The sequence below is a fragment of the Hymenobacter setariae genome, from assembly GCF_007713685.1.
Lineage (GTDB): Bacteria > Bacteroidota > Bacteroidia > Cytophagales > Hymenobacteraceae > Hymenobacter > Hymenobacter setariae.
On sequence record NZ_VMRJ01000003.1, the window covers coordinates 416,200 to 442,967 of the forward strand.

The 26,768-nt window shown below is 59.1% G+C and carries 14 protein-coding genes; 4 read left to right on the forward strand and 10 right to left on the reverse strand.

Annotated elements, in window-relative coordinates; translation table 11 throughout:
- Nucleotides 1-34 precede the first annotated feature (34 nt).
- The 6 genes from FNT36_RS12840 to FNT36_RS12865 all read right to left on the reverse strand — a co-directional run bounded on the left by FNT36_RS12840 (nucleotide 35) and on the right by FNT36_RS12865 (nucleotide 9,998).
- The gene (locus FNT36_RS12840) at nucleotides 35-1,459 is read right to left on the reverse strand and encodes a glycoside hydrolase family 30 protein (RefSeq protein ID WP_144848204.1); all 1,425 of its coding nucleotides are present in this window, start codon (nucleotides 1,457-1,459) and stop codon (nucleotides 35-37) included.
- 227 nt (nucleotides 1,460-1,686) lie between these two features.
- Nucleotides 1,687-3,162, reverse strand: coding sequence for a RagB/SusD family nutrient uptake outer membrane protein (locus FNT36_RS12845; protein ID WP_144848206.1), 1,476 nt, complete (start codon nucleotides 3,160-3,162; stop codon nucleotides 1,687-1,689).
- Between the two features lie 23 nt (nucleotides 3,163-3,185).
- Nucleotides 3,186-6,629, reverse strand: coding sequence for a SusC/RagA family TonB-linked outer membrane protein (locus tag FNT36_RS12850; protein WP_144848207.1), 3,444 nt, complete (start codon nucleotides 6,627-6,629; stop codon nucleotides 3,186-3,188).
- Between the two features lie 28 nt (nucleotides 6,630-6,657).
- Complete coding sequence (locus tag FNT36_RS12855; protein WP_144848209.1) at nucleotides 6,658-7,680, reverse strand: FecR family protein; 1,023 nt, start codon at nucleotides 7,678-7,680, stop codon at nucleotides 6,658-6,660.
- Between the two features lie 224 nt (nucleotides 7,681-7,904).
- Nucleotides 7,905-9,236 (reverse strand): GDSL-type esterase/lipase family protein, encoded by a 1,332-nt coding sequence (locus tag FNT36_RS12860; protein WP_233635883.1) that lies wholly within the window; start codon nucleotides 9,234-9,236, stop codon nucleotides 7,905-7,907.
- Nucleotides 9,237-9,404: 168 nt separating this feature from the next.
- Nucleotides 9,405-9,998, reverse strand: a complete 594-nt coding sequence (locus FNT36_RS12865) for an RNA polymerase sigma-70 factor (protein WP_144848213.1) — start codon at nucleotides 9,996-9,998, stop codon at nucleotides 9,405-9,407.
- A 225-nt stretch (nucleotides 9,999-10,223) separates the two neighbouring features.
- Between FNT36_RS12865 and FNT36_RS12870 the strand changes: the two genes are divergently transcribed.
- A complete protein-coding gene (locus FNT36_RS12870) occupies nucleotides 10,224-11,264 on the forward strand; it encodes a LacI family DNA-binding transcriptional regulator (RefSeq protein WP_144848215.1) in 1,041 nt (346 codons plus the stop codon).
- A gap of 69 nt (nucleotides 11,265-11,333) precedes the next feature.
- Here the strand turns inward: FNT36_RS12870 and FNT36_RS12875 are convergent, their stop codons facing one another.
- Nucleotides 11,334-12,635: an MFS transporter gene (locus FNT36_RS12875; RefSeq protein WP_144848217.1), complete on the reverse strand. Its 1,302-nt coding sequence runs from the start codon at nucleotides 12,633-12,635 to the stop codon at nucleotides 11,334-11,336.
- A gap of 122 nt (nucleotides 12,636-12,757) precedes the next feature.
- Between FNT36_RS12875 and FNT36_RS12880 the strand changes: the two genes are divergently transcribed.
- Entirely contained in the window at nucleotides 12,758-13,141 is a 384-nt protein-coding gene (locus tag FNT36_RS12880) for a hypothetical protein (RefSeq protein ID WP_144848219.1), read from the forward strand.
- Between the two features lie 41 nt (nucleotides 13,142-13,182).
- On the opposite strand, the gene FNT36_RS12885 is transcribed toward FNT36_RS12880, so the two are convergent.
- Nucleotides 13,183-14,310: a metallophosphoesterase gene (locus FNT36_RS12885; RefSeq protein WP_144848221.1), complete on the reverse strand. Its 1,128-nt coding sequence runs from the start codon at nucleotides 14,308-14,310 to the stop codon at nucleotides 13,183-13,185.
- A gap of 381 nt (nucleotides 14,311-14,691) precedes the next feature.
- Between FNT36_RS12885 and FNT36_RS12890 the strand changes: the two genes are divergently transcribed.
- Complete coding sequence (locus FNT36_RS12890) at nucleotides 14,692-16,245, forward strand: CotH kinase family protein (protein ID WP_233635884.1); 1,554 nt, start codon at nucleotides 14,692-14,694, stop codon at nucleotides 16,243-16,245.
- A gap of 9 nt (nucleotides 16,246-16,254) precedes the next feature.
- Here FNT36_RS12890 and FNT36_RS12895 read toward each other — a convergent pair whose 3' ends face one another.
- The gene (locus FNT36_RS12895) at nucleotides 16,255-17,175 is read right to left on the reverse strand and encodes an NAD(P)/FAD-dependent oxidoreductase (protein WP_144848225.1); all 921 of its coding nucleotides are present in this window, start codon (nucleotides 17,173-17,175) and stop codon (nucleotides 16,255-16,257) included.
- Nucleotides 17,176-17,432: 257 nt separating this feature from the next.
- On the opposite strand from FNT36_RS12895, the gene FNT36_RS12900 reads away from it, so the two are divergent.
- Nucleotides 17,433-17,918 (forward strand): hypothetical protein, encoded by a 486-nt coding sequence (locus FNT36_RS12900; protein WP_144848227.1) that lies wholly within the window; start codon nucleotides 17,433-17,435, stop codon nucleotides 17,916-17,918.
- A gap of 83 nt (nucleotides 17,919-18,001) precedes the next feature.
- Here the strand turns inward: FNT36_RS12900 and FNT36_RS12905 are convergent, their stop codons facing one another.
- Nucleotides 18,002-26,551, reverse strand: coding sequence for an Ig-like domain-containing protein (locus FNT36_RS12905; protein WP_144848229.1), 8,550 nt, complete (start codon nucleotides 26,549-26,551; stop codon nucleotides 18,002-18,004).
- Nucleotides 26,552-26,768: the final 217 nt, after the last annotated feature.

Consider the following 26,768-nt stretch of genomic DNA (forward strand, 5'->3'; position numbering starts at 1 on the left):
CCACGTGGGCTAGCTCGCGGACTAAACGGTGCTACTACCACACGTAGGTGGCCACGGCGCCAGCCGGTAGCGTAGCCTGGGCCGCCTGCCCTAGGTAGTGCAGGCTAAAGGTTTGGGGCGTAGCCTGGTCATTAACTACCAGCAGCACGTGGCCACCGCTAGGTGTGCGGTAGGCCACGTTGGATAGCCCCGCCGCAGTGGTCGAGCCCACACGCACCGAGCCGGGGCGCACGAACTTGCTGGCGTGGGCCACGGTGTAGTAGGCCACGTTGCGAGTCACGGCGTCGCCGGGGGCCAGCGTAATGGCGCCTAGGCACTCGGTGCAACCGCCCGGCGTGTGCGGATTCTGCTGCGGGTCGGCGGCCAGGTTCCACTCTAGCACGGTGCGGGCCCAGTTGCGCGGCGCGCCTATTTCGAGGTTTTTCACGTGCCACCCTAGGTTGCTTTCAAAGGTGGTTTTCGACCCCGTCCACTGCTCGGTGAAATACACGTTTTTAGTCGGATATGCATCGTGCACCTTGCTCAGGGCCTCGATGGGGCCAGCGTAGAGGTGAAACGCTGAGCCATCGACGTAGGGGTTGGCGGTGGCATTGCCGAGCACCGTGAGGGGGTAGTCGGGCTTGTCAGCGTTGTGGTCGTAGCAGACGATTTTGGTCTTGAGCCCCGCCGCCTTGAAAGCCGGCCCTAGGTGCTGGCCAATAAACTCGGCCTGCGGCTCGGCAGTCATCAGCAGACTGGGGTTGTTGCCCGGGTGCAGTGGCTCATTCTGCACCGTGATGGCGTCGAGGCGAATACCGTGCTTCTGCATGCCTTGCAGGTACTTCACGAAGTACTGCGCGTAGGCCCCGTAAAACTCCGGCTTGAGCGAGCCGCCCTTGCTTTCGCCGTTGGTTTTCATCCAGGTCGGCGGGCTCCAGGGTGACCCCATGAGCTTGATAGCCGGGTTGATAGCCAGAATTTCCTTTAGTACCGGAATGAGGTGCGCCTCGTCGGGCGCCAGGCTGAAGTGCGCCAGCGTCGGGTCGGTTTCACCGGCCGGCCGGTCGTCGTAGCTAAATACCTGGGCATCGAGGTCCGAGGCCCCGATGCTCAGGCGCAGGTAGCTCACGCCGATGCCGTTGGCATCGGTGCCGAACAGTTCGCGCAGCAGTTTAGTTCGCGCCGGGGCGCTCATGGCGTGCAGCAGTTCGGCGCTGCCCCCGGTGAGGCAGTAGCCAAAGCCATCCATGGTCTGAAAGCGCTGGCTATCGTCGATTTCAATCACCGTGCCCGTAGGGGCCGCTTTGCTGAAAGCCAGGCGCGCGGCTTGCGGCTGCAAGCGCTGGGTTTGGTCGGGGGTAGTAATCCAGGAGGCCACGCCCGCTTTGGCGTTGGTCTTGGCGCGCTGGCCATAGCTTGGCACTAGTGTGAGGGCTAATACAGCACCTAGGCCTAAGCGGCAAACAGAAACAGATAGCATAAGAAGGGGGATGGGAATAAAAAACGCTTGTCATGGCTGGAAAACGATGAAGCAACCACACCCGAACAGCTCGCCTAGGTGCGATTGCTTCGTCGTTCCTTCGCGTAATGACAAGCGTAATAATTTGGTGCGTAGCTAGTAGCAAACTGCTACTAGCATGCCGCTCCGGGGCCAGATAGTTCTTTATCCACTTTTTCCCAGTCCAGGCCCCGAAACGACAGCTTTGGCTAGTACCCTGGGTTTTGAGTAACCAGGGGGTTCGTGTTGATTTCGCCTTGCGGCAACGGGAACAGCAGATAGTTCACATCGCGGTTGCCTTGGCGCTGCTGGGCAATGATGTCGAGTGCCGTGACAGTATGGGCACCAGCCTCCACTGCGTTGTGGCGGGCATAGCGCAGCAAGTCAAACCAACGCTCACCTTCGAAGGCCAGCTCTAGGCGGCGCTGGCGGTCGATTTCGTTGCGCATAGCTTGCTTGGTGAGGGCCTGAGGCGAGGCCAGGCTGAGGGCCGCTAAGCCAGCGCGCTGGCGCACGGGATTTAGCTTGGCCAGCACGTCGGCGCTGGGGCCGGTTTGCTCATTTACAGCTTCAGCGTAAGCCAGCAGCACCTCGGCGTAGCGCAGTACATAGGTGTTGTCGGCCGAGCTGAAGTTGTTGCCGATGCCGCGCCACTTGTACACAAAAGGACCCACGTCGTTGCTATTGCCACCGTTGCCGGGCTTGCCGTCGATGTAGCTAGCGTGGTTACGGCCAATGACCTTGCCGGCCGCCGAGTTTACGATGCCCGCAAAGGCCCAACGGGTATCATTCACCGTGTCAGCGTAAGCCAGCAGCTCGGCCGTCGGAATGTTAAACTTGGGGAAGGAATACGTGGCCAGCGGCGAGGGCAGCAGCAAGTCGGGCAAGATGTTGCCCCCATCGGCACTGCCAGCGTACTGAATTTCGAAGAGCGACTCGGCGCTCTTGTTCTCGGCTGGGTACAGGGCGTTGAATGACCCTAGAGTGATGTTGCTAGCCAGCACCTTAGCAGCAGCGGCCTGGGCGGCGGCCCAGTTGCGGCGCGTCAGCTGCACGCGGGCCAGCAAGGCGTTTGCCGAGTTTTTGGTAGCGCGGTTGGTGTTGCTGGCAGGCATCTGGATGGCAGCGCGCTGCAAATCGGCCACTACCTGGTCATACACTTGGTCGGTGGTAGCGCGGGCCAGGTTCACGTCGGCAGGGGCGCCGCTTTCGGTGGGCGTCAGGCGCAGGGGTACGCCGCCATACACGCGCGCCAGATTGAAGTAGCTGAGCGCCCGAATGAAGCGCGCCTCGCCCTGAATCTGGCTGCGGCGGGCCGTGTCCATCGTCACGGTGGGCACGTACTTGAGCACGATGTTGGCCCGGTTCACACCCTGGTAAAACTGGTTGTACACGTTGCCAACCTGGCTGGTCGTGGGCGTCCAGATGATTTTGTCCATCGCGTTCACGTCGCCGTTGGTGCTGCTGCAGTTGTCGCTGGGCATTTCGCCCATCACGTTCAGGTCCTGGCCGTAGGCACCGGTGCCCTGCATAGCGTCGTAGGTGGCCGTGAGGCTGGCCTCGGCGTCATCCGAGGTTTGGAAGAAGTTTTCGGGGGTAATGCTGCCTAGGGGCTCTTTCTTAAGAAAGTCGCAGCTGGCTAGTAGGCTGAGGGCGCCGAGCGCCGGGATAAGTAGCTTTTTCATGGGAATTCTGAGCTAGCGGCAGCTTAAAAATTAGCGTTGAGACCGACCGTGAACGTGCGCGACTGGGGATACACGCCGTAGTCGCGGCCAAAACCGGTTTGGTTGTAGGGGTCGGCGTTCACCTCGGGGTCATAGCCTAGGTAGTCAGTCCAGGTGATGAGGTTCTGGGCCGTAACATAGAGGCGCAGGTTCTGAATAGAAGCGCGCTTGCTCAGGCTAGTGGGGAAGTTGTAGGCTATTGTCACGTTCTTGAGGCGTACGTAGGAGCCATCTTCCAGCCAGCGCGTCGAGAAGCGGTTGTTGCCCTGCGGGTCGTTGCGCACCGGGCGCGGAATGTCGGTGTTCGTATTAGTGGCTGTCCAGTGGTTCAGCACGCGGGTGCTCTGGTTCAGCGGGTCCGACTGCGACTCCAGAATCTGGCGCGTCTGGTTGTAAATCTGGTTGCCAAACTGCCCTTGGAAGAACACGCTTAGCTCGACGCCCTTATACGAGAAGTTGTTGGTGACACCCGCAAACGCCTTAGGGTTGGGGTTGCCAATGATAGCGCGGTCTTGGTCATTAATTACCCCGTCGCCGTTGAGGTCCGCAAAGCGTACATCACCCGCCACCGGCCGGTTGCCGTTTTGGGTAGGTAGGTTCTGGCCTTCAGCATTTGATTGCACTAGGCCCTGCATCACGTAGCCGTAGAATGCGCCCAGCGGTTGGCCCGTCTGCGAAATGCTCGACCCGTAAATGATGTTGCGTGCTGATGTCTCGCCTGCCCCCGTCACCTGCGTGCCTAGGTCCAGAATCTTGTTGCGGTTGCCGCTCACGTTGAAGTTCGTGGTCCAGCCAAAGCCGTTGTTCTGCGCCTGCACGTTAGTCGTCACCAGCCCGATTTCGAGGCCGCGGTTCTGAATCTTCCCGATGTTCTGCGTCACGCTCAAGTTACCAACACCCGTGCTCACCGGAATTGGCACGGCGAGCAGCAGGTCCCTAGTTTGCTTGTTGTAGAGGTCTACAGTCAGCGTCAGGCGATTGTCGAACATGCTGAAATCCACGCCCGCGTTGTACTGGTAGGTAGTTTCCCAGCGCAGGTCATTGTTGCCGATATCGCTTTGGGTTACGCCGCCCACAATGGCCGAGCCGCCGCCCTGGTAGTTTACGCCCGAAGTCGTGTAGCGCGAAAAGCGCTGGTAGGTATAGATCTCTTGGTTACCGTTGGCGCCGAAGCTGGCACGCAGTTTCAGGTCCGATACGGGGCCGCTCTGCGGAAAGAAACTTTCCTTCGAAATGCGCCAAGCGGCGCTCACAGCCGGGAAGTACCCAAACTTATACTTGTCGATGAAGCGGCTGGTACCGTCGCCACGCAAGCTGGCCGAAAACAAGTACTTACCATCGTAGTCATAGTTGGCGCGGCCAAAGACGCTCAGTAGTGCCCACTCATCGGCGTAGCTGCCCGGAATGCCTACAACCGTGGCCCCCGAACTGAGGTATGGCACAGCATTCGACACGAAGCCGCGCGTTTCGGCCCCCGACGTAAAGCGGTTCGAAGCCTGCATCGACTCACCGGCCAACAGTGTCAGGTGGTGCTTGTCGCCAAGGTTAGGTGTATAGGTTACCGTATTCTCGTTCAGCCAGATAACTTGTTGGTTACTTGCCGTGCGGGCCGAGCCGCGCGTCGAGGCGTCGGCGTTAGTGGTGCCGGGGTAGTTGCGGCTGATAAACTGGTTTTCGTTCTGGGTGCGGAAGTCAATACCCAGCGACGAGCGCACGCGCAGGTTTTTCAGGATGTCAAACTCGCCGTAGATGTTACCAATAGCTTGGTAAACAATAGCCTGATTGTTAGTTTCAAGCAGGTTGCCTATTGGGTTGTCCGACTGGTTGAGCGGGTTCACGCCGTACGTTCCGTCGGCGTTGCGCACCGGAATGTTCGGAATCTGCGATAGCGCCCCCAGCACCGTGCCCGAGTTACCTAGGGCCAGCTCCGAGCGCACGCTGCCGTTGGTATGGGTGCGGCTCAAGTTGAGGTTGGTGCCAATGCGGAAGCGCTCGCTTACCGTTTGCTCTAGGTTAATCTTGAAGTTATAGCGGTCGAAGCCCGAGTTCTGGCTGATACCCTGCTGGTTGAAGTAGCCGCCGGCCACGTAGTAGCGGGTTTTCTCGGTGCCGCCGCTCACGTTGAGCTGGTAGTTTTGGAGGCTGGCCGTGCGGTACACCTCATCCTGCCAGTCGGTGTTGCTTTGCAGGCGTGGGTCGGTGGCGCTCACCGGAGCCAGGCCGGCATTGGTTTGTATCTCGTTGTATTCTTGGATGAACTGCTGCGAGTTCAGCACGTCGAGCTTCTTGCGCAGCTTCTGCACGCCGTAGTATACGCTCAGGCCTACTTGTGCTTGGCCCACCTTGCCGCGCTTGGTCGTAATTACTACTACACCGTTGGCCGCCCGCACGCCGTAGATGGCCGCCGCGGCGCCATCCTTCAGCACGTCGATGCTCTCAATGTCATTGGGGTTAAGCGAGTTCAGCGGGTTGAGGCGCTGGTTGCCTACCGATATTTCCTGCTGGTAGTCAGGCAGTACCGGCACACCATCTATCACGTACAGCGGCGAGCCGTTTAGGTTCAGCGAAGCGTTGCCGCGCACGCGCACCGAAATACCAGCCCCCGGTGCCCCCGAGGGCGCCGCTACCTGTACGCCCGGTGCCTGGCCCTGCAAGGCCTGGTCGAAGCCGGCTACCGGCTGGCGGGCCAGCGCCTGGCTGCCTACCGAGGCCACCGAGGTCGACAGGTCCTGGCGGGTCTGGGTACCGTAGCCCACTACTACTACTTCATTGAGGGCCTGCTGGTCGTCGCTGAGGCGAATAGCGATGGTGCTAGTAGCTCCTGTGATGGGTAGCTCCTGGGTTTTAAAGCCCACCGAGCTAAATACCAATGTGCTATTCTCAGGCACGCTCAGCGAGAAGCTGCCGTCGGGACCCGTCGAGGTGCCAGTGGTGGTGCCTTTTACGAGCACCGTAACACCGGGCAGGGGTTCGCCCTTGGGGTCGGTCACGCGGCCCGATACGGGCACGTTTTGCGGTGCCATAGTAGCTGCCGCCGTAGCACTAGGTGCCTGCTCAGGCCGGCTAGTCACCACAAAGTAGTTGTCGCGCAGCTCCTTAAACTGAAGCGATACCTGGGGCAGCACAGCAGCCAGCTTCTCGGCCAGCGAGCCAGCGGTGGGCTGGGCTACCACGCGCTTGTTGTCTACCACCTCGCTTTCGTAGAAAATGGTGGCGTGGTACTCGCTCTCCCACTGCTTGAGCAGCGACTTGAGGGGTACCGACTTAGCAGTAGTGGGCGCCTCGGTGGGCTCGCTCTGGTGCATCGAGTTCACGGCCAAAAACTGGGCGTGCGCTGGGGTGTTCAGCAACTGGAGCACCGCTACGCTAGCCGCTAGGCACGCCGGGCGTGCCACTGGCCACCCGAGGTAGGTAAGGGGTTTGTTCATAAGGGAAGGGTGGGGAAAAAGGTCTTAATTACTTCGCTTGTTCGGTCAAGGTCAGGCGGTTGCCTTGCCGGGTGGCTTGTAGGTGGAAAATTTCTTCTAGCGATTGCAGCAGCACGGTGAGGTCGCGCACGGGCACGGTGCCCGTCACGCGGCGCTGGTTGAGTTCGGGCGTGGCCACCACTACTTCGAGGCCGTAGGTGTCTTGCAGACGGGTCGCCAATTCCGCAATGGAGGTTTCGTCGAGCACCAGCTGCGCGTCTTTCCAGCTGGCGTAGGGGGCGGTGTGCACGGCGCGGTAGGCCGTCACCACGGGCTGGGCCGGCTGTACCTCACGGGTTTCGACCAACTCGCCGGGCTTCAGAATCACGTCGGGTTGCTGGCGGTTATCGAAGTGCACGCGCACCTTGCCCGATAGTAGCACCACCCGGCCTTGGTCACGGCGCCGCGATACGGTGAATTTGGTACCTAGAACCTCTACCTTGAAACCCGCCGTGGTGTGCACCAAAAAGCGCTGGTTGTCAGCCTGGTGCTGCACCGAAAAGTAGGCTTCGCCATCGAGCCATACCTCGCGAGGCTTGCCGGCGGCCCAGGTAGCGGGGTAGCGCAGCGTCGAGTGCCCGTTGAGTACTACGCTCGAGCCGTCGGGCAGCTGCACTGTGCGGGTTTGGCCATAGGCCGTGGCAATTTGCTGAGCTGGGGCCGCAGCTGGGCGCTGGTTATAGAGCCACCAGCTTCCGCCACCGAGCACAGTGCCAGCCACAGCGGCCGCCGCCGCCCAGCGCCGCCAGGCTGGTGCCGCCACGGGTAGGCGACGCGACTGACCCAGGCCCAGCCGCCCGTGCACTTGGCCGAGCAGGGCTTCAAAGTTGGGCTCATCGGCTAATGCTGTGGGCTGAGCATCTAGCTCTTCCCAGTGCTGGCTCATCCAGTACTGCGCCAGCAGCTGGTTAGCAGGCTGGGCCAACCAGGCGCGCACGGTGGCCGCATCGGCCGCCGAGGCGGTGCCTTGCACGTAGGCAGTAAATAGCTCTTGCGTAATGGCTGGGCTCATAGGCAGTTTGGCGGGGCGGCAAGCAAGCAAAAGGCAGCGCTGCTCGGTGCAGCTACACTTTTTACCTGCCTAGGGCTATGCCCCAAGGCAACAATCGTTTGCAGTACTACACTGCCGCCCGGCCTCCCCCCTTAGTCTGAACCCATAAAAAAATTAAATTTTTATTAAGCGTGTAGCTATCAACGCATTAAAATATGCGTCCGGTCTGTATGCGGTTCCGCTTTTTAACGTGTAGTCGTTTTGGCCGGGGCCGTGCGCCGGGTGTTAATACGTCGTGCCGGGCTTGCGGCCGGGCTAGGTACTCGCACCAGCACATTGGTGCTTTGGGCCAAGTTGGCGAGCTGCGCGGGCAGGGCAGCCCGGCCATTGAGGGGAGCGTACAGCTCCAAGCTCGATTTAAGCAACGAGTCGGCAGCGAGGGCGCGCACCTCGGCCTCGTTCATTCCCGAGCGGTAAAAGAGCCAGTTGCGATACTGGGCGCCGGCCGGGGCTTGGCTGCCCCCTAGGGTGAGCTGGCGCGTGCGGAGTTGCTCGGGCAGGTGGCCCACCAGCTTGCCATCAAGGTACAGCAAGGTTTCGCCGCGGGCGAAATAGTGCGTCAGGGCCACTTGGTGCCACTTGTCATCAGCCACGTGCGCAGTGCTAGTGAGCCGGCCAGCCTTAGCCGAGGTATAGATAAGCTGCCCCTGCGCACCTAGGCTGAGGCGGCCCGTATTGGTGCTGTCTTGTAGCGTAAGCAGGGTGCCAGGCGCTTTGGCGCGAAAGCTGACAACCTGCGTGAACGGATGCACCAGTGCCTCGGGCACCAAGCGCAGCGCGCCCCCCGCCAGCGACAGACCCGCCGTAGCTTGCCGCTTAGGTAGCGGTTTGCCTGCCCGCAGGGCATCAAAGAGCGAGGGCACCCAGGCGTGGAAGAGCTCGGCGTGGCCTAGGTCGTTGGGGTGCAGGCCATCGTCGAAGTAGCCGGCGGCCCAGCGGCCGTGGCCGTCGTCTACGGCCCCAAGCAGGTTCACGGTGGGCACGGCCCAGCTGTGCAGCAGCAGGTTCATTTGCTGAATAAAGGCGTAGTCCTCAGCGGTGTAGTCGTTGCGGGTATAGCTATTGGTCACAACCGGCACCATGCCTTGCGCACGCGCTTTCGCTAGGAGCACCTGCATGTTGGCCTTAAACTGGTCGAACTTGGGTTGGCCCCCTTCGTGAATGCCTTCGTTGCCAAGGGCGAGGGCGTACACCACGTAGCGCCCCTGCTGCGGAGGCAGGTCGCGCTCCCAGCGCGCCAGCACCTTAGGGGTGTTGTCGCCCGGAATGCTGATGTTGGCTGTGGTCCAGGGTGCCCCTAGGCCTGCTTTGGCGCGTTGCGCCAGCAGGGCGCTGTAGCGGCTGGGGTAGCCATACTTGCCAGTAGCACCCTGCCCAAATGGCACCGACGAGCCAAAATACACTATCTTCAAGTCGCTGGGCGCTAATGTCGTAGCGGGAGTGGTTGGGCTTGGCGCCTGAGCGTGGCTCACTTGGGTACCTAGGGCGAGCAGAAGAAGTGGCAGGAGTTTGGGCATAGAGAAAGGCATCTGGTAAGGCAAGGTAGCTAAGTGGCAGTGCTGGCGCGGCGCTGTGAGCACAAGCGCGCGGACATGGCGCGCCTAGGTACATTGACAAAGGCTGTGTCCACGAGGCTGCTTGCTGGACTTGCACTCGAACGCGCAGGGCCCAAGCTACACTAGCTACTACCGGCTGCCCACCGCTAGCGTTAGCAGCAGACCTAGGATACCGCCGCCGTGCAGCCGGAAATACGAGCGCATGGTTTTGAGCGCCTGCATCATGTGGGCTTCTACCGTCTTTACTGATACGCCTTGGCGCTCAGCTATCTCAGGGTAGGAAAGCCCCTGCTGCCGGCTTAGCAAAAATGCCTCGCGCTGCTTGGGTGGTAGGCGTTCGAGGGCTGCCTGGTAGAGCGCTTCCATCTCCTGATACTCGACCTCGTTGGCGACGCTAGCTGGGCCCGCGGCGGCCGCTACTTGGCCGTGCAGGCGTAGGTGGTGCTGGTCGCGGCGCAGCTCATTGAGCACCGCGTGGTGGGCCGTGGTGAAGAGGTAGCCCTTCAGCGGCAAGTCGTCGCGGAGCTGCGCCCGCTTTTCCCATATTTTGATAAAACACTCCTGCACAATCTCTTCGGCAGCCGGGCGCGACTTGAGGTAGCTGTAGGCAAAGCGATAAACTAGGGCGCTGTAGTGCCGAAAAAGCGCGTCAAACGCCCGCTCGTCGTCTTGCTTGAGACGGCGCAGATAGTCTGACTCAGCAAAATCGCGCGCTAGTTCCACCGGGAAGGTTTGGAAATACCAAAAAGACGTATTTTCTTAACCAAAAAGTATCCGAAAGGTACTGACCAGGACATTAAAAACCTGCTGGTCGGACCGCTACCCGGGCTAAATTGCCGCCCTTACCAGTAGCTTGCGTATACTAGCCAGTTGGGCCTGGGCGGCGGCCGCTGGCTACCCCCGCTTGTGAACTGAGCACGTGGCTGTTCCGCTTATTACTCCTATCTCATGGCTAACCGCCGGGCATCTATCACCGACTTAGCGGCTGCGCTGAAGCTATCGCCGTCTACTATTTCGCGGGCTTTATCTAATCACAAAGACGTAAGTGAAGCTACCAAAGAGCGCGTGCGCGCCCTAGCGGCCGAGCTGCACTACCAGCCTAACCAACTGGCCGCCGCTCTGCGCCGGGGCCGCAGCCGCATGCTGGGCGTGGTGGTGCCGCACATTCAAGGACACTTTTTCCCCGAAGTGGTGCACGGCATCACGGTAGCGGCCAGCAAAGCCGGCTACCAAGTGCTCATCTGCCAGTCGAACGAAGACGTAAACCAAGAGCGCCAGCACCTCGACCTTTTTATGAATGCGCAGGTCGAAGGCATTCTAGTGTCGCTGGCCAAGACAACGCAAGATTTTGGGCATTTCGAGCAGGTGCGGGCGCAGCAGGTACCCTTAGTTTTTTTCGACCGGGCAGTGGAGGGTTTCGAGGGCGAGCAGGTGCGGGCCGTGGTGCTCGATGACTACCAAGGCGCCTACCAAGCCGTAACGCACCTCATAGAGCAGGGCTGCCGCCGCATTGCACACCTAGGTGGCGAGCAACACCTAGGCATTCACAAAAACCGCCACCAAGGCTACCTCGATGCCTTGCAGGCCCACGGCTTGGTGCCCGACGAAGCCCTCTCTATTATCTGCGAGATGAACCAGCGCGGCGGTACCCAGGCCACGCGCCAGCTGCTCAAAAGCGGCGTGCCCTTTGATGCCATCTTCTCCTCCAACGACCTGGCCGTGGTGGGGGCGCTGCAAGTACTGAAAAAGCACAAGCGCCGCGTGCCCCAAGACGTAGCCCTAGTAGGCTTCAGCAACGAAGCTTTCACCGAGCTTACCGAGCCACAGCTCAGCTCCGTAGACCAGTGCTGCGGCCAAATGGGCCAAACCGCCGTGCGCCTGCTGCTCCAAATGATACAGCGTGAACCTAGGCGCGCCGCCCCCGCCGCCAGCGTAGTGCTCAAGCCCAAGCTGCTGGTGCGCGAGTCGTCGAAAAAAGTAAATAATTAACAAGGAGCAACGAGCCGCCTATAATACCTAGGCTGCTCGCTGCTCCTTGTTAATGGCTCCTTGAAAAACCTATTTCTTCCCCGCGCCCATTTCCAGCTTGCGTAGCTGGTCGGCCTTCCAACTCGTGATAGCCACCACCAGCATGGTCATGAGCCCGCCAAAGACAACGCTCGGCACGGTGCCGATGAGCTTGGCCGCCGTGCCGCTCTCGAAGGCGCCAATTTCGTTGCTCGAGCCGATGAATATGCTGTTCACGGCCGACACGCGGCCCTTCATGTACTCGGGCGTGTAGGTGTGCACCAGCGTCTGACGCACAATAACTGACACCGAATCAAACACCCCGGTCAAGAAGAGCAGGAACATCGAGAAGTAGAAGTTGGTAGACAGCGCGAAGGCCACCGTGGCCGCCCCAAAGCCTGCCACGGCCCACAGCATCTTGCGACCGGCGCCTTTTTTGAGGGGCGAGAAAGTGAGGAAGATGGCCATCAGCACCGAGCCCACTGCCGGGGCTGCACGCAGGTAGCCAAATGCGTCGGGGCCGCCATGCAGGATGTTTTCGGCAAAGAAAGGCAGCAGCGCCACCGCTCCGCCAAATAGCACTGCAAACATGTCGAGCGACAGGGCAGCTAGTACTAGCTGGTTGTTGAAAATAAACTTGATACCGCTAGTAATGCTTTCGCCCATGCTCAGCTTTTCGCCCTCGATGGGCGGCAACTCGCGGCTGGCAATGCTGATAAAGAACAGCAGCGCCAAGCCCTCCATGACCATATCGACGCCATAGGCAAACTCGACACTGCGGTGCAGCAGTAGCCCTCCAATGGCCGGCCCTAGCACCGCCGACGCCTGCCAGGTAGTCGAGCTCCAGGTTACGGCATTGGCCAGCACGTCGCGGCTAGGTAGCAGTTGCGGCATAAATGAAAATAGCGCCGGCCCCATAAAGCCCCGCGCAATGCCGCTCACAAAAATGACTAAGTATAGCGGCCACACCACCGTGGCGTGCAGCGCATCGAGGTGCAGGCGGCCGCCTGCGAGCACGCCCGCTAGCGCCGGGTGCGCCAGCCACCACAACGTGACGGCGCACAAAAAGAGCACTAGCACCGCTGGCACTACGATGCGCTTGCGCCGCACCGAATCGGCCACGTGCCCAGCATAAAGCGAAACGGTGATGCTCGGGATGGCTTCGGCCAACCCAATGAGACCTAGGGCCAGTGGGTCGTTGGTGAGCTTAAAAATCTGCCAGCTCACGACCACCCCCTGAATTTGAGTGGCCACCGAAAATAGGGCGCGGGCGGATATGTAGCGGCGAAAATCAGGAATGCGCAGCGCGGCGTAGGGGTCGTGTGGGGTAGGGTCCGGTGTGGTCGGGCTCATGGGCAGCAAAGCAGAAGGCAAAAAAAGTAAACCACCTTCCCGAGCAAAAGTATGCACCTGCCAAGCCCGCCGGCCACTTATCTTGCGCAGTAGCCGCCACGCGGCGCATTACTGTTCCGCCTATGTTAGCTCCTGGCCTCACCCTCGTGTATCGCCCCGACCTAGGGCTAGTGATTGCGCGCTGGCAGCGCGAGGTTACGCCCGCCGAGCTGCAGAGCGGCTACCTCGCCATCAGGGCAGCGGCCGACGAAGTGCATTGCAGTCAGTGGCTGCTCGACCTGCGCCGCCGCGAAGACGTCATCGAGCCCGTAGTCAATGCCTGGTTTAGCCGCGAGTTTGCGCCCTCGCTGCGCGGGCGCTACGCGGCCCCCGTGCGGCTGGCCTTTCTGGTGTCGCCGCTGCGAGCGCAGCAGCCTGTCACGGCGATGGTGTCGGCCGCCGAGGCCGATTGCCAGCGGGCTACATTCATGGACGAAGCCGCCGCCTATGCGTGGCTGGCTAGCTAGACTGCCACCTAGGGCTCGGCCGCGACTACTTTACTATAGTGCTACAAGGCTACTACGCGCGTTACCTGCGAAAAACCAGGGCCTAGCAGCTGCACATAGTACAAGCCCGGCGCGAGCCCATTGCGCTGCCACTCCAGCCGGTGCCAGCCGGCGGGCATCAGGCCCTGGTGCAAGCGTGCCACCTCCTGCCCCAGCATATTCAGCACTCGCAGTTGTACCTGGGTAGGGCTGGGCAGCGAGTATTCCAGCCTCGTAAAATCCAGGAAGGGATTGGGGGTGGCCGTGTAGAGTTGGGGGCTAGTGCTAATGGTGCGGTGCAGCACGTAGGTATCAACCAACACCTGCTTGCGGGTAAAAAACTGCATGGTCAGGCTGTCGGGCGTGGCCGCGAGGAGCATGGCGCCATAGTCACCATTAAATAACCGCTGGCTCTCGGGTAGCTGCTTGGGGCCTTTAGGGTAGATGCTACGCCCCCCTAGGCCGTTAATAATGTATGGAAATCCGTCTACCAATAGGCGCTCATAGATGTGTTCGTGGCCTGTCAGTACTACCGAGGCGCCCCAGTCCTGGAAGGGCCACTGCAGGGCCACCGTATTGCCATGTGGCCCCGACGAATAGGGCGCATGGTGAAAATACACCACCTTCCAGCGAGCAGTGGAGGCTGCCAGTCCGGCACGTAGCCACTGTGCTTGCCCCGATGTAGCGCTGATGCCGTCGGGCTCCTTCGGGTCGCTATTGAGGGCAAAGAAATGTACGTCGCCCCGCACAAAGTCATAGTAGCGGCCATTGCCGGGCAGCGTGAAGTAGTCGCGGTAGGCCTCGCCGTTGCGAGTGTAGTAGTCGTGGTTGCCGAGCGACGGGAAAAAGCGATTAGTAGAGGCACTTGGCCCATAGCGGCCCCGATACTTATAGATATAGGCGTGGTAATACTGGCCAATGTTGCGGTCGATGGTAGTCGAGTCACCAAAGTCATAGTTGTTGTCACCCAGCGTGATAATGAAATCCGGGTTCCAGCTCTTTACTAGGTCGGCCACATCGCGCTCGGCTGGACCAGCCAACCCGTAATCGCCAATAGCGGCAAAGCGCTGCCCGTAGCCTGCAGTAGCTATTAGACTCAGGCAAAGTGTCCCTATAAGTTTCGCGAAAATAGGATATAATGTATAGCGCATTATGATTTGCAAATGAAATTAGGTAAATCGGCTAGTATTAACAAAATAAATTAGTTGAGCTCGCAATTAAAGCCGAATTTTGAAGCCGAATTATAATTTGTTACTCTAAGAGTAAATACTTATTTAGAATAAAAATAATAAATAATCTGAAATATAAGTCGTTCGAATTCTCCTACTTAATCATTATCGAAAACAAACATGCAGCATTCATTTACTTTCAAATGTACAATAGTTTCTTTCCTTTTTCTTGGGTCAGCCTTAGGTAGTGTAGCTAAAACGATTAATAAATGTAGTGGCACTCAGATAGTAGTAGCTCCGAGCTTCTATCATGTAGATGAGCAGCACCACTTGATAGTAATAAACAAGCCTGTCGACGAAATTTTGGCTGCTGGCACCGAAGGCAGCAGCGAGCTTATTCTAGATAAGAAATATAGCCTAGTAGATAATAGCCCAATAACAAGCACAGAGAACTCCTATGTAGTTGAGTATGCCAACACGGCCTACACGGTGTATTTCACCAAGCTGCCCGTTGTGACTATAACTACTAAATATGCCATTGTGGATGCTCCTAGCGTGTACGCCACGTTCACGATGTCGGAAGCAAACGGAACTATAACCAGCTCCAACCTAGGTATTGAAGTGCGAGGTGGCAATTCGCAGAACTATCCCAAAAAATCGTATGAGCTCAGCTTCTGGGCCGATACAGTGGGCAATACTAATCGGGACATGCAGCTTCTGGGCATGCGCACCGACAACAAGTGGAACATGCAAGCGCTATTCAATGAGCCCATGCGCGCTAACAGCAAGGTAGCCAACGAGCTGTGGCAGGAAATGAGCCAGCTGTACTACAAAGACAAAGAGCCTGCCGCTAAGAATGGCATAGCGATGGCTTACGTTGAATTATTTGTGAACGATGAGTATAAAGGTATTTATACAATAGGAGAGCGTATTGATAAAAAGCAATTAAAGCTAAAAAAATATACAAACACAATTAAAGGGGAATTATATAAGGGCGCATATTGGGATGGCGCTGTTCTTTTTACCTCACTGCCAGATTTTGATAATAACAGTCCTAACTGGGGCGGTTTTGAATATAAGCATCCCGAAGAGTATACAGATTGGAAGAATTTGTATGATTTTGTTCGCTTCGTTGAAAAAAGCTCAGATGCTGACTTTGTGAAGCAGTATCAAGGCAAATTTGATTTGCAGAATGCCGTTGACTACTACATTTTTATGAATGTACTACGGGCAACTGATAATTATGGCAAAAATTTGTACATTGCCAAGTACAATGCTGGCGAGCCTTACTTCTACGTGCCGTGGGATTTGGATGGCGTATTTGGGAATAACTGGATGGGTTTGAACGACAACACGACCAACGATATCGTAACAAATGGCTTTTACAAGCGCCTAAATCAGGATTGCTCGCCCTCGGGCTTTCGTAGCGTGCTGGCCCGCCGGTGGGCCGAGTTGCGCACTACCATTCTCACGTCCGACTACATTATGGCCAAGTTTGTGGCCAATAATACCTACCTGCGTACCAACGGTGTGTATCAGCGCGAGCACGCGGTGTGGTCGGGCTATAACTACGATGATAAGCAACTAGCTTATACTGCTGACTGGCTTACTCGGCGGCTAGACTACCTAGATGGGGTCTTTAGCCAGCAATGTGCCCTACTGAGCGCTGCGCCGAGCAAGCAAGCGCCCCCCGCTGTGCAGTGCTATCCTAATCCGGCTAATGACTACCTGACAATAGAAGCCCGCGCCGCCACTTACGAGATTAGCATTCAAGACGTGAGCGGCCGCGTGGCCCTGCAAACCACTGCCCGCACTCCGGTAAGCCGGCTAGATATCAGTCGGATGCCCAAGGGCTTGTACTTGGTGCTGGTGAAGGGTGAAAACTTTGTGGCCACCGAGAAGCTGGTGCGCAACTAGGTGCTTGGCCTAGGTTACCTCGGCGCGGGTTAGGCCTTCGTTGAGGCAAATGGCGGCTTTGCTACCGCTAGCGGCCGCCAGTAGCGCTTGCTGCTGGCCGGGTACCATGTCACCGGCAGCATAGAGGCCGGGCACCGTGGTTTGTGCATTTTTATCGACCCAGACGGCGCCCTTGCCAGTAAGGCGCGCCCCTAGGTCGGCGGCCAACGTGCTGCGTTGCTCCTGCGGCGGGTGCAGAAACAAAGCGCTGCGCTCGATGTAGCTACCATCGGTAAACTCGACGCAGCGCAGGCCGCCGCGGGCCGTGCCTACCAGCCGTGCAATGGGTTCTTCGCGTACTACAATACCCTGGCGGCGCAGCCGCTGCCGGGCATAATCGGTAAGGTGGCCGGGGCCATTGGTGACAATTATCACATCGGCGCTCCAGCGGCTGATGAGTAACGCAAGGCCCGCTACCGCTTTGCCCTGGCCATATACGGCCAGCGGCTGGTCGCGCACTTCATAGCCATGGCAGTAGGGGCAGTGCAGCACGCTACTGCCCCACAGCTCGCGAAAGCCCGGTAGCGGCGGCAGTACGTCGTCGACGCCGGTAGCTAGCAGTACCCGCCGCGCCGTAGCCTTGGTAGGGTGCCCCTGGCCATTTTGACCAGTAGCTTCAAACCCTTGGGCCAGTTTAGTAAGGGCCGTGATTTTGAACTCGCGCACCTCGACGGTAGGGTATGGCGCCAGCTGCTCGCGCCCAATATGCAGCAATGCGGCCGGCCGAATGCCATCGCGAGAGAAAAAGCTGTGCACGGCGCCCGATGGCGCATTGCGAGTGGGGCCGCCATCGGCTACCAACACCCGGCGGCGGCAGCGCCCGAGGGTGAGGGCCGCGCTCAGCCCGGCGCTGCCCGCACCGATGACGAGCACGTCATAGTCACTATGCATAAGTGGGTATAATTATTTAGAGCTAAGTAAGTAGTTGCTTCGTTAAACTGGCAAACGCCGGCCGGGGGTTGCGAAGCGTGCTAAAAAACTCATTGGCCGCCTGGCACTAGCTCACAGAGCAGCCTAGGTTATCGACGTGGGCTGCACTAGGTGGCAGGGGCGCACTGGTACTTATTGGAGGAGGAATAGGAAGCAGGCAACTTATTGCTCATGTGGCCAGTTCAAGCCTAACCCTCCCACTCTAAATCCTACGAAATATGAGCAGTATACTGTACCGCCGTTTGCTGGCGGGCTTGTTGGTGAGTGCATCGGCGTGGGCTACGCCCGCCCTAGCGCAAGCTGGCCGCGCGGCTACACCCGCCCCCAACGCCCAGGCCAGCGCTGAACGCTTCACGGAGCTGTGCCAGACCAAGCTAAAGCTCGCCCCCGAGCAGTCATCGTTGTTACGCACCTACCTCGACCAGGAAGTAAACTACTTGAATGTGTTGGCGGTGAATGGCATTGCTACCGAAACGCCCAACTTGACTGCTACCGAGGCCCAGCAGCTCGACCAAGTGCTAGGCAAGCTGTTATCAGCGAGTCAGCTGCGCGACTACCGCAAGCTGGAGCAGACACCTCAGGCACAAGCCTACCTAGGTAGCATGGCCTTGCTGCCTACCAACCCCGATAACTTGGCTAAGGGCAAGCACCGCCAGCGGCGCAACTCTACTATGATGGCGCAGCGCTTCGACGAGACCGAATAGCTCATACTGCTACCCGCCTAAACAAAAAAGGCCCTTCCCGAGCGGGAAGGGCCTTTTTTAGTACCTAGGTCGTTGCCGGTAGCTTACTCCTTGGTCAGACGCAGGGCCTGGCGTAGGGGTGAGCCGTCGGGCTGCGTGCCTGCTACCACGAGCAGGTAAGAGCCACTGGCTAGGCCGGTTAGTTCCAGAGGTTGAAGCTGGCCACCACCTAGGGCCCAAGTGCGCACTGCGCGGCCGGTAGCATCGAGCAGCTGTACCTGGAAAGTGCCTGCGGCGGGCAGCTGGCTCAGGTCTAGGGTCGTGCGGTCAACCACGGGGTTGGGGTACACATTCAGGCTCACAGTGGCTACTTTGGCGAAGCTCACCGTGCGCTGGGGCGAATAGGTGGCCGTGCCGTCGAGGTCTACTTGGCGCAGGCGGTAGTACACTGCGCCAGTAGCTTTGGCAGCTACGCCCGCATCGGTGAGGGTATAGGTGCTGGCCGCCGCTTTGGTGCCTTGCGCCGTTACCCGGCCAATGGCCGCGAAGGTGGTGCCATCGAAGCTGCGCTCTACTTCGAAGTAAGCGCTGTTAACCTCTGAAGCGGTAGACCAGCTGAGCAGTGCATCGCGCTGCTGCACGGCCCGTGCCCCAAAATCAACCAATACTACTGGCAGCGGCGTGCCGCCGATGGTGAAGGTAACTGGCTGTGTGGTGATGCCATTGTATTGGTCGGTGGTCGTGATGTTCAGGGTGTACGTGCCAGGGAGCAGGCTGCTGGGCGTCTGCACCTGTATCTGGCCTGTAGTAGCGTTCAGCACCAGGCCCAGCTGCGAGAGGTTGGTGATGTAGTTGTACTGCGAGCTGGTGAATACCCCGGTCGAAGTAGCGGCGGCTATCCCATTGGCAGCCCCGGTTTGCAGGTTGCCGCTGGTGGTGTTGTACACTTGTGCGCTAGCGTTGTACAGCGCGCCGTTGTTGTCCGTTACAAAAGAGATGACATCGTTGGCAGCATAGGTGGCGGCCGATGCCTTCACAGGCGTATTAGCGTACACAGCTGCGTTGTCGGCTCCAACCGGAATGGTATAAAGAGCCGGCGTGCTGGCCAGCGCTGGGGTGCCATTGTCGGTAGCCAAGTAGTTGAAGAAGGCGTTGCCTGCAAAACCGGTGGCCGGCGTGTACTTCAGCGTCTGCGCCTGGGTGGGCGTCAGGTTGAGCTGCGAGGTGCCACCGAGTAGGTTGGCGCTAGTGATAGCCGTGTACGTGCTGCCGCTGTTGTAGTACAGCGTGCCGCTCGTGGGCAGGCTAGTGAGCGTATAGCTGTTTACGCTGCCATCGGGGTCAGTGGCTTGCAGCGGCGAAATAAGTGCCTGCTGTGCGGTGTTGCCTTCGGGCGTTTGTAGCGAGTTCACAATATTGCTGGCTACGGGCGGCTGGTTGGCAGCCGTGGTTGTGAGGCTAGCCGTGTTCGGTGCCTGAGTAGCAAGCTCGGTGGTGGCCGTGCTCACTGTGCTCGTGATAGTGTACCCTGCCGAGCTCGTGATGGTGCTTGGGGCCGTCATCGTAATAGTGTACTCCAGCGCTTGGGCAGCCGTGTTAGCGGCAGCCGAGCCCGAGTAGCCAGGCAAGCTAGCTACGGTGGGGAAGGTAATGAGGCCAGTATTGGCATCGTAGCTGCCGCCACCGCTCACTACCACCCCAACCAGGCCAGCGGGAAGCTGCACCGTGGTATTCACGGCACTGGCCGCCGAAGGGCCTACGTTGCGGGTCGTCACGAAGTACGTAGCCGACGAGTTGGGTGCAATGGTGCTCGGGCCACTGAGGGTCGTGGTCACATCGGCACGCGGCGCAAAGGGCAGCGTAATGGGGGCCACGTTGTTATTCGGATTCGAGTCGCTGTTCGTAGTGCTCACATAGGAGGCTGCCACGAGCGAAGTAGCGTTGCCGGGTACGTTGTTGATGGTGGCCGTGAAGCTGTTGCTTGCACCCGCTGCTTGGCTGCCTAGGGTGTTAAAAGTGGCTACTCCGGTGGCCGGGTCGTAGCTGCCATTGCTTAGTATCACATTGGCTGGGTTGAGGCCAGCTGGTAGCTGCAAGCGCACGGCTACATTGGTAGCAGCTGTGCTCGGCGTGCCCGCCAAGTTGGTGTTAGTAGCCGTAGCAGTGAAGGTGACAGCGCCACCAGCTACTACTGGGTTAGAAGTGCTTACCGCCGCACCTCCCACAGTAGCCGCAATGGTCGTCGACTCATCGAGCAGGTTGGTGTTCGAAGGGTTAACCGTGGTGTTCACGGTAGCCGAGTTGTTGTTCAGGTTCGGGTCGTTGCCGGCAGGCGTCACGGCCACTTGGGCCGTCACGGTGAGGGGCGTAGTCGTAGGGGCTACAAACGAGATGGTGTTGCTGACAGCACCTGCAGCGCCCGCGGCTTGGTCGGTCAGGGCTGGGAAGGTCACCACGCCGGTGCTGCTGTTATACGAGCCACCGCCGCTCACCTGCACGTTGCTTAGACCTAAGGGCAGCTGCACCGTGGTAGTCGAGCTAGGGTTCACCGAAGGGCCAGCATTGGTAGTAGCTACGGTGTAGGTTACCACATTGCCTTGTGCCGTGGTGCTCGGGCCGCTCAGGGCTACGTTTACATCGGCCGCTGGGGCTGGGGTAGTCGTGAGGGTAGCCACGTTATTGGTCGCAACGGTTTCCTGCGAGGTCGTCGATACGGCCGCCGTCACGGGGAAGCCCATGCTGGTGGGTACCGTGAATGTCACATAGGTAAGCACCGAAGCACCGGCCGGCTGGGTAGCGGCTACGGCCGCCGTGGGTAGCGTGAGCAAGCCAGTAGTAGCGTTGTAGGCACCGGCGGGCAGCGTAATGGCTGCGCCGTTGGCATTCGTTAAGGTTACCGACGACAAGCCAGCAGGCAGTTCTACAGTTTGCACTACACCTGCGGCCTGCGTGGGGCCATTGTTGGTGGTCGTCACAGCGTAGGTGGCCGATTGGCCGGCCGTGGGAGCAATCGGGCCGCTTATCGACGTAGCCATATCGGTGAGGGAGAAGATATCAACCTTAGTCGAGGCTACGTTGTCGGCTACTACCGTTTCGGGGGCAGTTGAGGTAATGCTCACTACCGGCACCAGCGGACCGCTGGTCGGAGCTGGCAGCTGGATGGTGTAGTTCATCGAAGCGCCTTGGGCCAGGCTGCCCATGGCTGGGAAGGTGACAATACCAGTGGTGGCATTGTACGTGCCTTCGTTGCTAGGTACTACGCCGCTTAGGCCGGCGGGCAGGGCTACCTGAGTTACCGAGTTAGCGGCTACGGTCGGGCCGTAGTTGCCAGTCATGATGTTGAGCTGCAGCGTGGTGCCGGGTGCCACTGGGCCCGTGAGGGTCGTGGTGGGGGCATCGGCCGTAGCTGCCGCAATGGTAGCATACAGGTTCACATTGCCCGTGGCCGCGGCTGTGGAGCCAATGCTGGCCGAAGCTGAGTTAGACAGAGAGTTGGTTTCGCCTGCTGCCACCACGCTGGCCGTGATGTTATTAACCGGTGCAGCGGGCATAGTCAGCGTGATGGTGTTGTTCACGTTGGCGCCGCTGGCCAAGCCGAGCACCGGCGGGAAGGTGACCGTCGTGTTCGTGCCGTTGTTCGAGAAGGTACCGCCGTTGCTTACGTAGAGGCTAGTGTACACACCCGGAATCACGACCGTCTGAGTAGTGCTGGGTGCCACGCCGGGGCCGACGTTCTGGGTCAATACGCTCAGCGTAACCGACGTGCCGGGCGCGGCCGAAGACGGCCCGGTGATAGTCGTAGTCACGTCGAAGTTCGATGAGCTGCTGATAGTAGCAGTTGCCGTGTTGTTGGCCGTATAGGGACCTTCGTTGGAAGCCGTATTTACCGAGGCGGCGGCCACTACCGGGCTGCTGGGCATGGTAAAGCGGATGGTCGAAGCCAGGTTACTGCCCGACGCCAAGGTGGTCGTGGTGGGGTAGGTGACTACGCCAGTCGTAGCGTCATAGCTGCCAACTAGGCCGGCGAAAGTCACATTGGCGAGGCCAGCGGGCAATTGTACGGTTGGGGTCACGTTGTCGGCTGCGCTTGGGCCACTATTGGTGAAGGTGGCCACGAAGGTGCCCGTGCCGCCAGCTGCCACGGTAGCCGTGCCATTGTTGGTGATGGTAGCCACTAGGTCAGCCAGCGGTGCAACGCTGAAGTTGTACGTAGCGGCATCAGGTTGCGCGCCAGCCCCAGCGGCGCCAGTGGTAGTTTGCGTTGTAGAAGTGCCTACGTTGCTCGTGATGCCTGCACTACCCGGCGTAGTCGATGCCGTGATAGGGAAGCTGTACGAGTTAGTAGAACCAGCAGCTAGTGAAGTGTTGCCTAGAGGAGTAGTGTTGAGCGTGAACGACAGGACTCGCGTGTTGGTGTTATAGGCAATTGTAACTGGCGAACTAGCGTATTTGGCCTGCAATGCCGAGAGCTGTGTCGGCGTGATGCTAGCCCCGCTGGGCAGCGTTACTGACTGCGTGATACCTTGGGCTACGTTCGGGCCAGTGTTGGTGAAATTCACTGTGAAGTCGCCTGTGGGTAGGCCAGGGTTTACCGAGGCCGGGCCAGTGATGGTCGTCGTTACATCGGCGTAGTTGCCGATGTTCGTCACGATAGAAGACGGGTTGTTAGCTGTGTAAGGCTCGGGAGAAGCCGTCGTGATATTTGACGTAGCCGTAATATTGGCTGAGCCGGTAAGCGGTACTGTATAAGAAATTGGGAACGACTGACTAGCCCCCACTGCTAGCGAGGTGAGCGCCGAGTAGGAAAGAATATAAGGACCCGTGCCTCCCCCCGTGATGGTAGCCCCTGGTGCGGTGATGTTGGCCAGCAGCAGGGAAGCAGGTAGTGACACTCGTGCTGAAAGTCCCGTAGCCGTGATGCCACCGTAGTTCGAGAAGTTAACGCTCAGGTTTACCGTGCTACCGGCTGTAGCCGTAGCTGGGCCTGTAATGACGCTAACTACATCGGCCACGCAGCTGGCATTGGCTGCCGAGCCAGCGATGCTGTTGCTAATAGCCGAGTTGCCCACGCCTACAGTGCCAGTTTCGGCGCCGAAAGGAACATTGCCAAACGTGATACCGCTAGTGCCAGCCACTGCCGTGGCACTAGCCGTTGGGCCGTTGGTAACGATGAAGCCGCCGCCTCCGCCGCCGCCAGGGCCGTGGGCCACGCCGCCACCAGAGTTGGTGCCGCCAGTGCCGCCCGTAGCAGTCAGGTTTATGCTACCTAGGGTGTTCGGGTTTTGAGCCGTTAGCAAAATAGTGCCGCCCGCGCCGCCGCCGCCGCTGCCGTCGTTGGCCACGCTATTGTCAGCATTGTAGCCGTTGGCTACGATGCTACCCGCACCCGTTACCGAGCCGGTGCGCACTAGCACGATGCCGCCGCCGGGGGCGCCGCTGCTGGCCAGGCCATCAAAGGCATTGCCGGTGCCGTCGTTGCCGGTGCCATCATTGGTGCCGCCTGCGCCGCCGCCGCCACCCAGTACTAGGCGCGAGCTGCTAGCTAATGGGAAGGCCGCGCCAGGCTCGCCGCCCACAGCCAAGTTGCTAGCCCAGGAGTTGCCACCGCGGCCACCACGGCCACCGTTGGCGCCACCGCCACCGCCAGTGTTTTGGTCATTAACCGTGGGCTGGCCATCGGTGCCGCCACCACCCGCATTGCCGGGGGCACCACGGCCGTTGTCGCCGCTAGGGTAGCTGCTACCCGTGGTTATGAGCGTGCCAGCTGCGCCGTTGGCGCTGTAAGTAGCTACATAATTGGGGGTGCCAGCTGTACCTTCACCTTTGCCACCATTCGAGGTGTTAACGGAGCGATAGTCAGCGCTGCTCAGGCCGGCCGTGCCGCCCAGTCTGCGGCCTGCGCCGCCGCGGAAGCCTGCGCCCGAAGCATCGAGTGTGCGGTTGTTGAAGTTCATGGGGCCAGCTACATCAAGAGCCAGCACGCCACCTAGCTGGCCATTCCAGGCCGGGGGGGCGATGTTGCTGCCTAGGGTAAGGGCCGTGTACTGCGGAATGCGGATAACCTGGTAGCGCTGCTGTCCCTGCGTAGCCGTGGCATTGGCTTGAGTGTAGTCATAGGTCAGGTTATCACGCAGCGTGAGGGTGCCGGCAGTACCGGGTGTAATGGTGGTAGTACCTGCCACTACGCCGTACTCGTAGCGCCCTGCTGTGAAGGTGGTGCCTGGCGTGTTGCCGTTGGCCGAGGGGCCGGCCACGCCGTCGCCATAGGTATCATCATTGGCTGCCGAGATGGCCGCCCCCTGCATCTGTATGATGAGCACCAGGTCGCCTGGTGCCAGCGGCGAGCCGCCATTGGCCACGCCCGTGCCGCTTAGGGTCGTCGCGCTGATGCCGATGGTTTTCTGATTTGCTGCTGCGTTACCGCTAGGCAGGAAATATGTATTGGGTGCCGCCGTAAGCGAGGCCACCGTGCCGTCCTTGCCTGGGCTAGGGGGGCAGCTTAGAACTGTGCCAGGTGCGCCGGTAGCGCCCACAGTGGTAGTCACGTTGGCATTGGCGGCCGAGCCGTCGTTGTTGGCGGCCGTGTTGTCGATTTCGAGGGCGCTGCTTTGTGCCTTGCCCGTGAAGGATGTAACACCCGCAGGCATCACGAAGCTCACGTAGTTGACCGACGAATTGCCAGGAGCTAGGGTCGTGGTATTAAACGTGACGATGCCAGTGCTGGCGTCGTAGGTGCCGTTGGGCACATTCACCGTAGAGGCGGCAGGCTTGCCAGGCAGCGTAATGGTGGTACTGGCGCTGCTGGTCGTGCGCGGGCCAGTGTTGGTAGTAGTAACATAGTAAAATACCGTTTGGCCGGCAGCTGCTGTGGTCGGACCGCTGAGAGTAGTGGCCAGGTCGGCCTCGCCGCACCACGACAGATTCAGCAGGGTGATAGCCTGATTGGCGGGGTCGTCAACCGCTTGCGCGTTGGTGTAAGTGATAGTTACGTCGCGTACTGGCACCGGAAATGCCAGTACTAGGTTGCCCGCCGGGCTGCCTGAGTTGCCAATACCAGTGACAGTATTAGTGCCGGTGAGGGCGTTGACATTAGGGGCAGCGGTTACGTCGGCAGCCGTAAGCGTTACGATAGTGCCGTCGGCCTTGGTGCCGCTAAAAATAGCTTGGTCAACGAAGCCAGATACCGTGGTAGCCCCAGCAGCAGAAGCGCGGTCGAGGTCACCCACGACGATGGTAAAGTTGTTCAGGAACCGCGAGGTATTCGTTACAGCATCCGTGAAAGTAAATTTCAGGCTCGACTGACGGTTGGCTGCTGCGCGTGTGGCATCGTTGGCGTAGTCAGCCGTCCACACTAGGCCTTTGCCCGGCTGCGCCGTGGCAGGGTCATTGCCGGTTTCATCCGAAATAACCAATGACAAGGCAGTAGGAGCAAGACTAGGGCCCGTATAAGCGCTGCTGATAGTGATGCCATCAATCGTGGCCGCTTGTGCCGCAGACCAGTTTTCGGTTAGCGGGCGGCTCGCAAAGCTGAATACCGACTGCGTGTTGCAGGCGTTGGCATCCATCGGAATGCCATAGTTCAGGTCGAGGCTCTCGTCGCCTACGTTGTCAGTGGCTGTATAGGTAAACAGCGCGTTGCCCGAGAAATTCTGATTGGGATTAAAGCTTAGGGCAGCCGCCTCGGCAGTCGTCAGCACTTGGTTGGTGCGCACCGGCGAGCCATTTAGCAGCAATACGCCCTGCGAAGCCGGCGGCAGCGCTTTTATTTTATACGACACCACCGAGCCGTCGGGGTCGGGGTCGTCGGCGCGTAGGGTGGGCAACTGCACAATACCCTGTCGGCTAAATACTGTAGGGGCTGTTTGCTGTCCCCTAGGCAGCTGGTTGATGCGGCGCACAGAGAGGCCCGTAAGGCCAACATCTCCCCCGTCGGTGGCAGCCGTCGTGCTGCCGTCGCTTAGCACAAAGCGAAGCGTGTTAGAACCTGCCGTATTAGCGTAGGTGGCAGTAGCAGTTCCGCTAATAACATACTGCACTCGCTGCCAGGTATCAGCCTGACCGTTGGTAGTTGCTTCTTCGCTGAAGGTAGTACCCCCAAAATTGGCTAGATTAGCGTTGTTAGCCGCATTGCGAATGCGGAAGTTCACCGTCGGCAGCGCCTTACCCGATAAAGTAGGGTTCAGTGCATTCGATGCGTAATAAGAAAAGACGTACGAGTAGCCGGCCACAAGCTGGATGTCTTGGTACCAGATGAAGCTCGACACAATGGCCGTAGTGGTAGCAGTAGCGGTAGTTACCCCTAGGTTGCCATTATACAGCAGCCACGAATTACTAGCGGCTATGCCATTAGCCGCGTCGCCCGGAAATGGTCTTTGCAGCAGCGTGCTGCCCGTGCGGTAAGTAGCCGTGCCAGTTTGACCTGCTGGCTGATTTTCGGCCGCATCGCGCCCGCTGCCGGAATATACGCGTGAGCTTCGCCAGCCACCTAAATCATTGCCAGCCGCAATGTTGGTGCCCGCAGACTGCGCACTGAAATTACCATTTGTTACCAGGTTATTGCCAAGGTACTGCTGGGCCCAGCCCACATCGGGCTTTACCCAGGCTACGGTCAACAGCCCTAGGGCCCAAGACCAGCGTTGTAGGAGTGGTGTCATAAGGGGCTAAACTGGATTAAAAGAATAGAATATGATTAATGTCACTTTAGCAAAAGTAGGTTGGCAATTGAACAATTACCAACTCAATTTCCTCGAGTAGTGCTAAAAACGCTGTAAAAACACTATTTTACTCTGTATATAGGTATCTAAGTTTAATTTATAAACTTTTTATTTTGTATTTTATTAATAAATATTTTAAATAATTTTTTGTGTATTT

Bases quoted from the DNA above. Each gene is read 5' to 3' on its own strand.
- FNT36_RS12880 (WP_144848219.1), top strand. From the start codon at position 12,758: ATGTTAGCTCCTGGCCTCACCCTCGTGTATCGCCCCGACCTAGGGCTA.
- FNT36_RS12855 (WP_144848209.1), bottom strand. From the start codon at position 7,680: ATGAGCCCAGCCATTACGCAAGAGCTATTTACTGCCTACGTGCAAGGC.
- FNT36_RS12895 (WP_144848225.1), bottom strand. From the start codon at position 17,175: ATGCATAGTGACTATGACGTGCTCGTCATCGGTGCGGGCAGCGCCGGG.
- FNT36_RS12885 (WP_144848221.1), bottom strand. From the start codon at position 14,310: ATGCGCTATACATTATATCCTATTTTCGCGAAACTTATAGGGACACTT.
- FNT36_RS12850 (WP_144848207.1), bottom strand. From the start codon at position 6,629: ATGAACAAACCCCTTACCTACCTCGGGTGGCCAGTGGCACGCCCGGCG.
- FNT36_RS12875 (WP_144848217.1), bottom strand. From the start codon at position 12,635: ATGAGCCCGACCACACCGGACCCTACCCCACACGACCCCTACGCCGCG.
- FNT36_RS12905 (WP_144848229.1), bottom strand. From the start codon at position 26,551: ATGACACCACTCCTACAACGCTGGTCTTGGGCCCTAGGGCTGTTGACC.
- FNT36_RS12860 (WP_233635883.1), bottom strand. From the start codon at position 9,236: ATGCCCAAACTCCTGCCACTTCTTCTGCTCGCCCTAGGTACCCAAGTG.
- FNT36_RS12900 (WP_144848227.1), top strand. From the start codon at position 17,433: ATGAGCAGTATACTGTACCGCCGTTTGCTGGCGGGCTTGTTGGTGAGT.
- FNT36_RS12845 (WP_144848206.1), bottom strand. From the start codon at position 3,162: ATGAAAAAGCTACTTATCCCGGCGCTCGGCGCCCTCAGCCTACTAGCC.
- FNT36_RS12840 (WP_144848204.1), bottom strand. From the start codon at position 1,459: ATGCTATCTGTTTCTGTTTGCCGCTTAGGCCTAGGTGCTGTATTAGCC.
- FNT36_RS12870 (WP_144848215.1), top strand. From the start codon at position 10,224: ATGGCTAACCGCCGGGCATCTATCACCGACTTAGCGGCTGCGCTGAAG.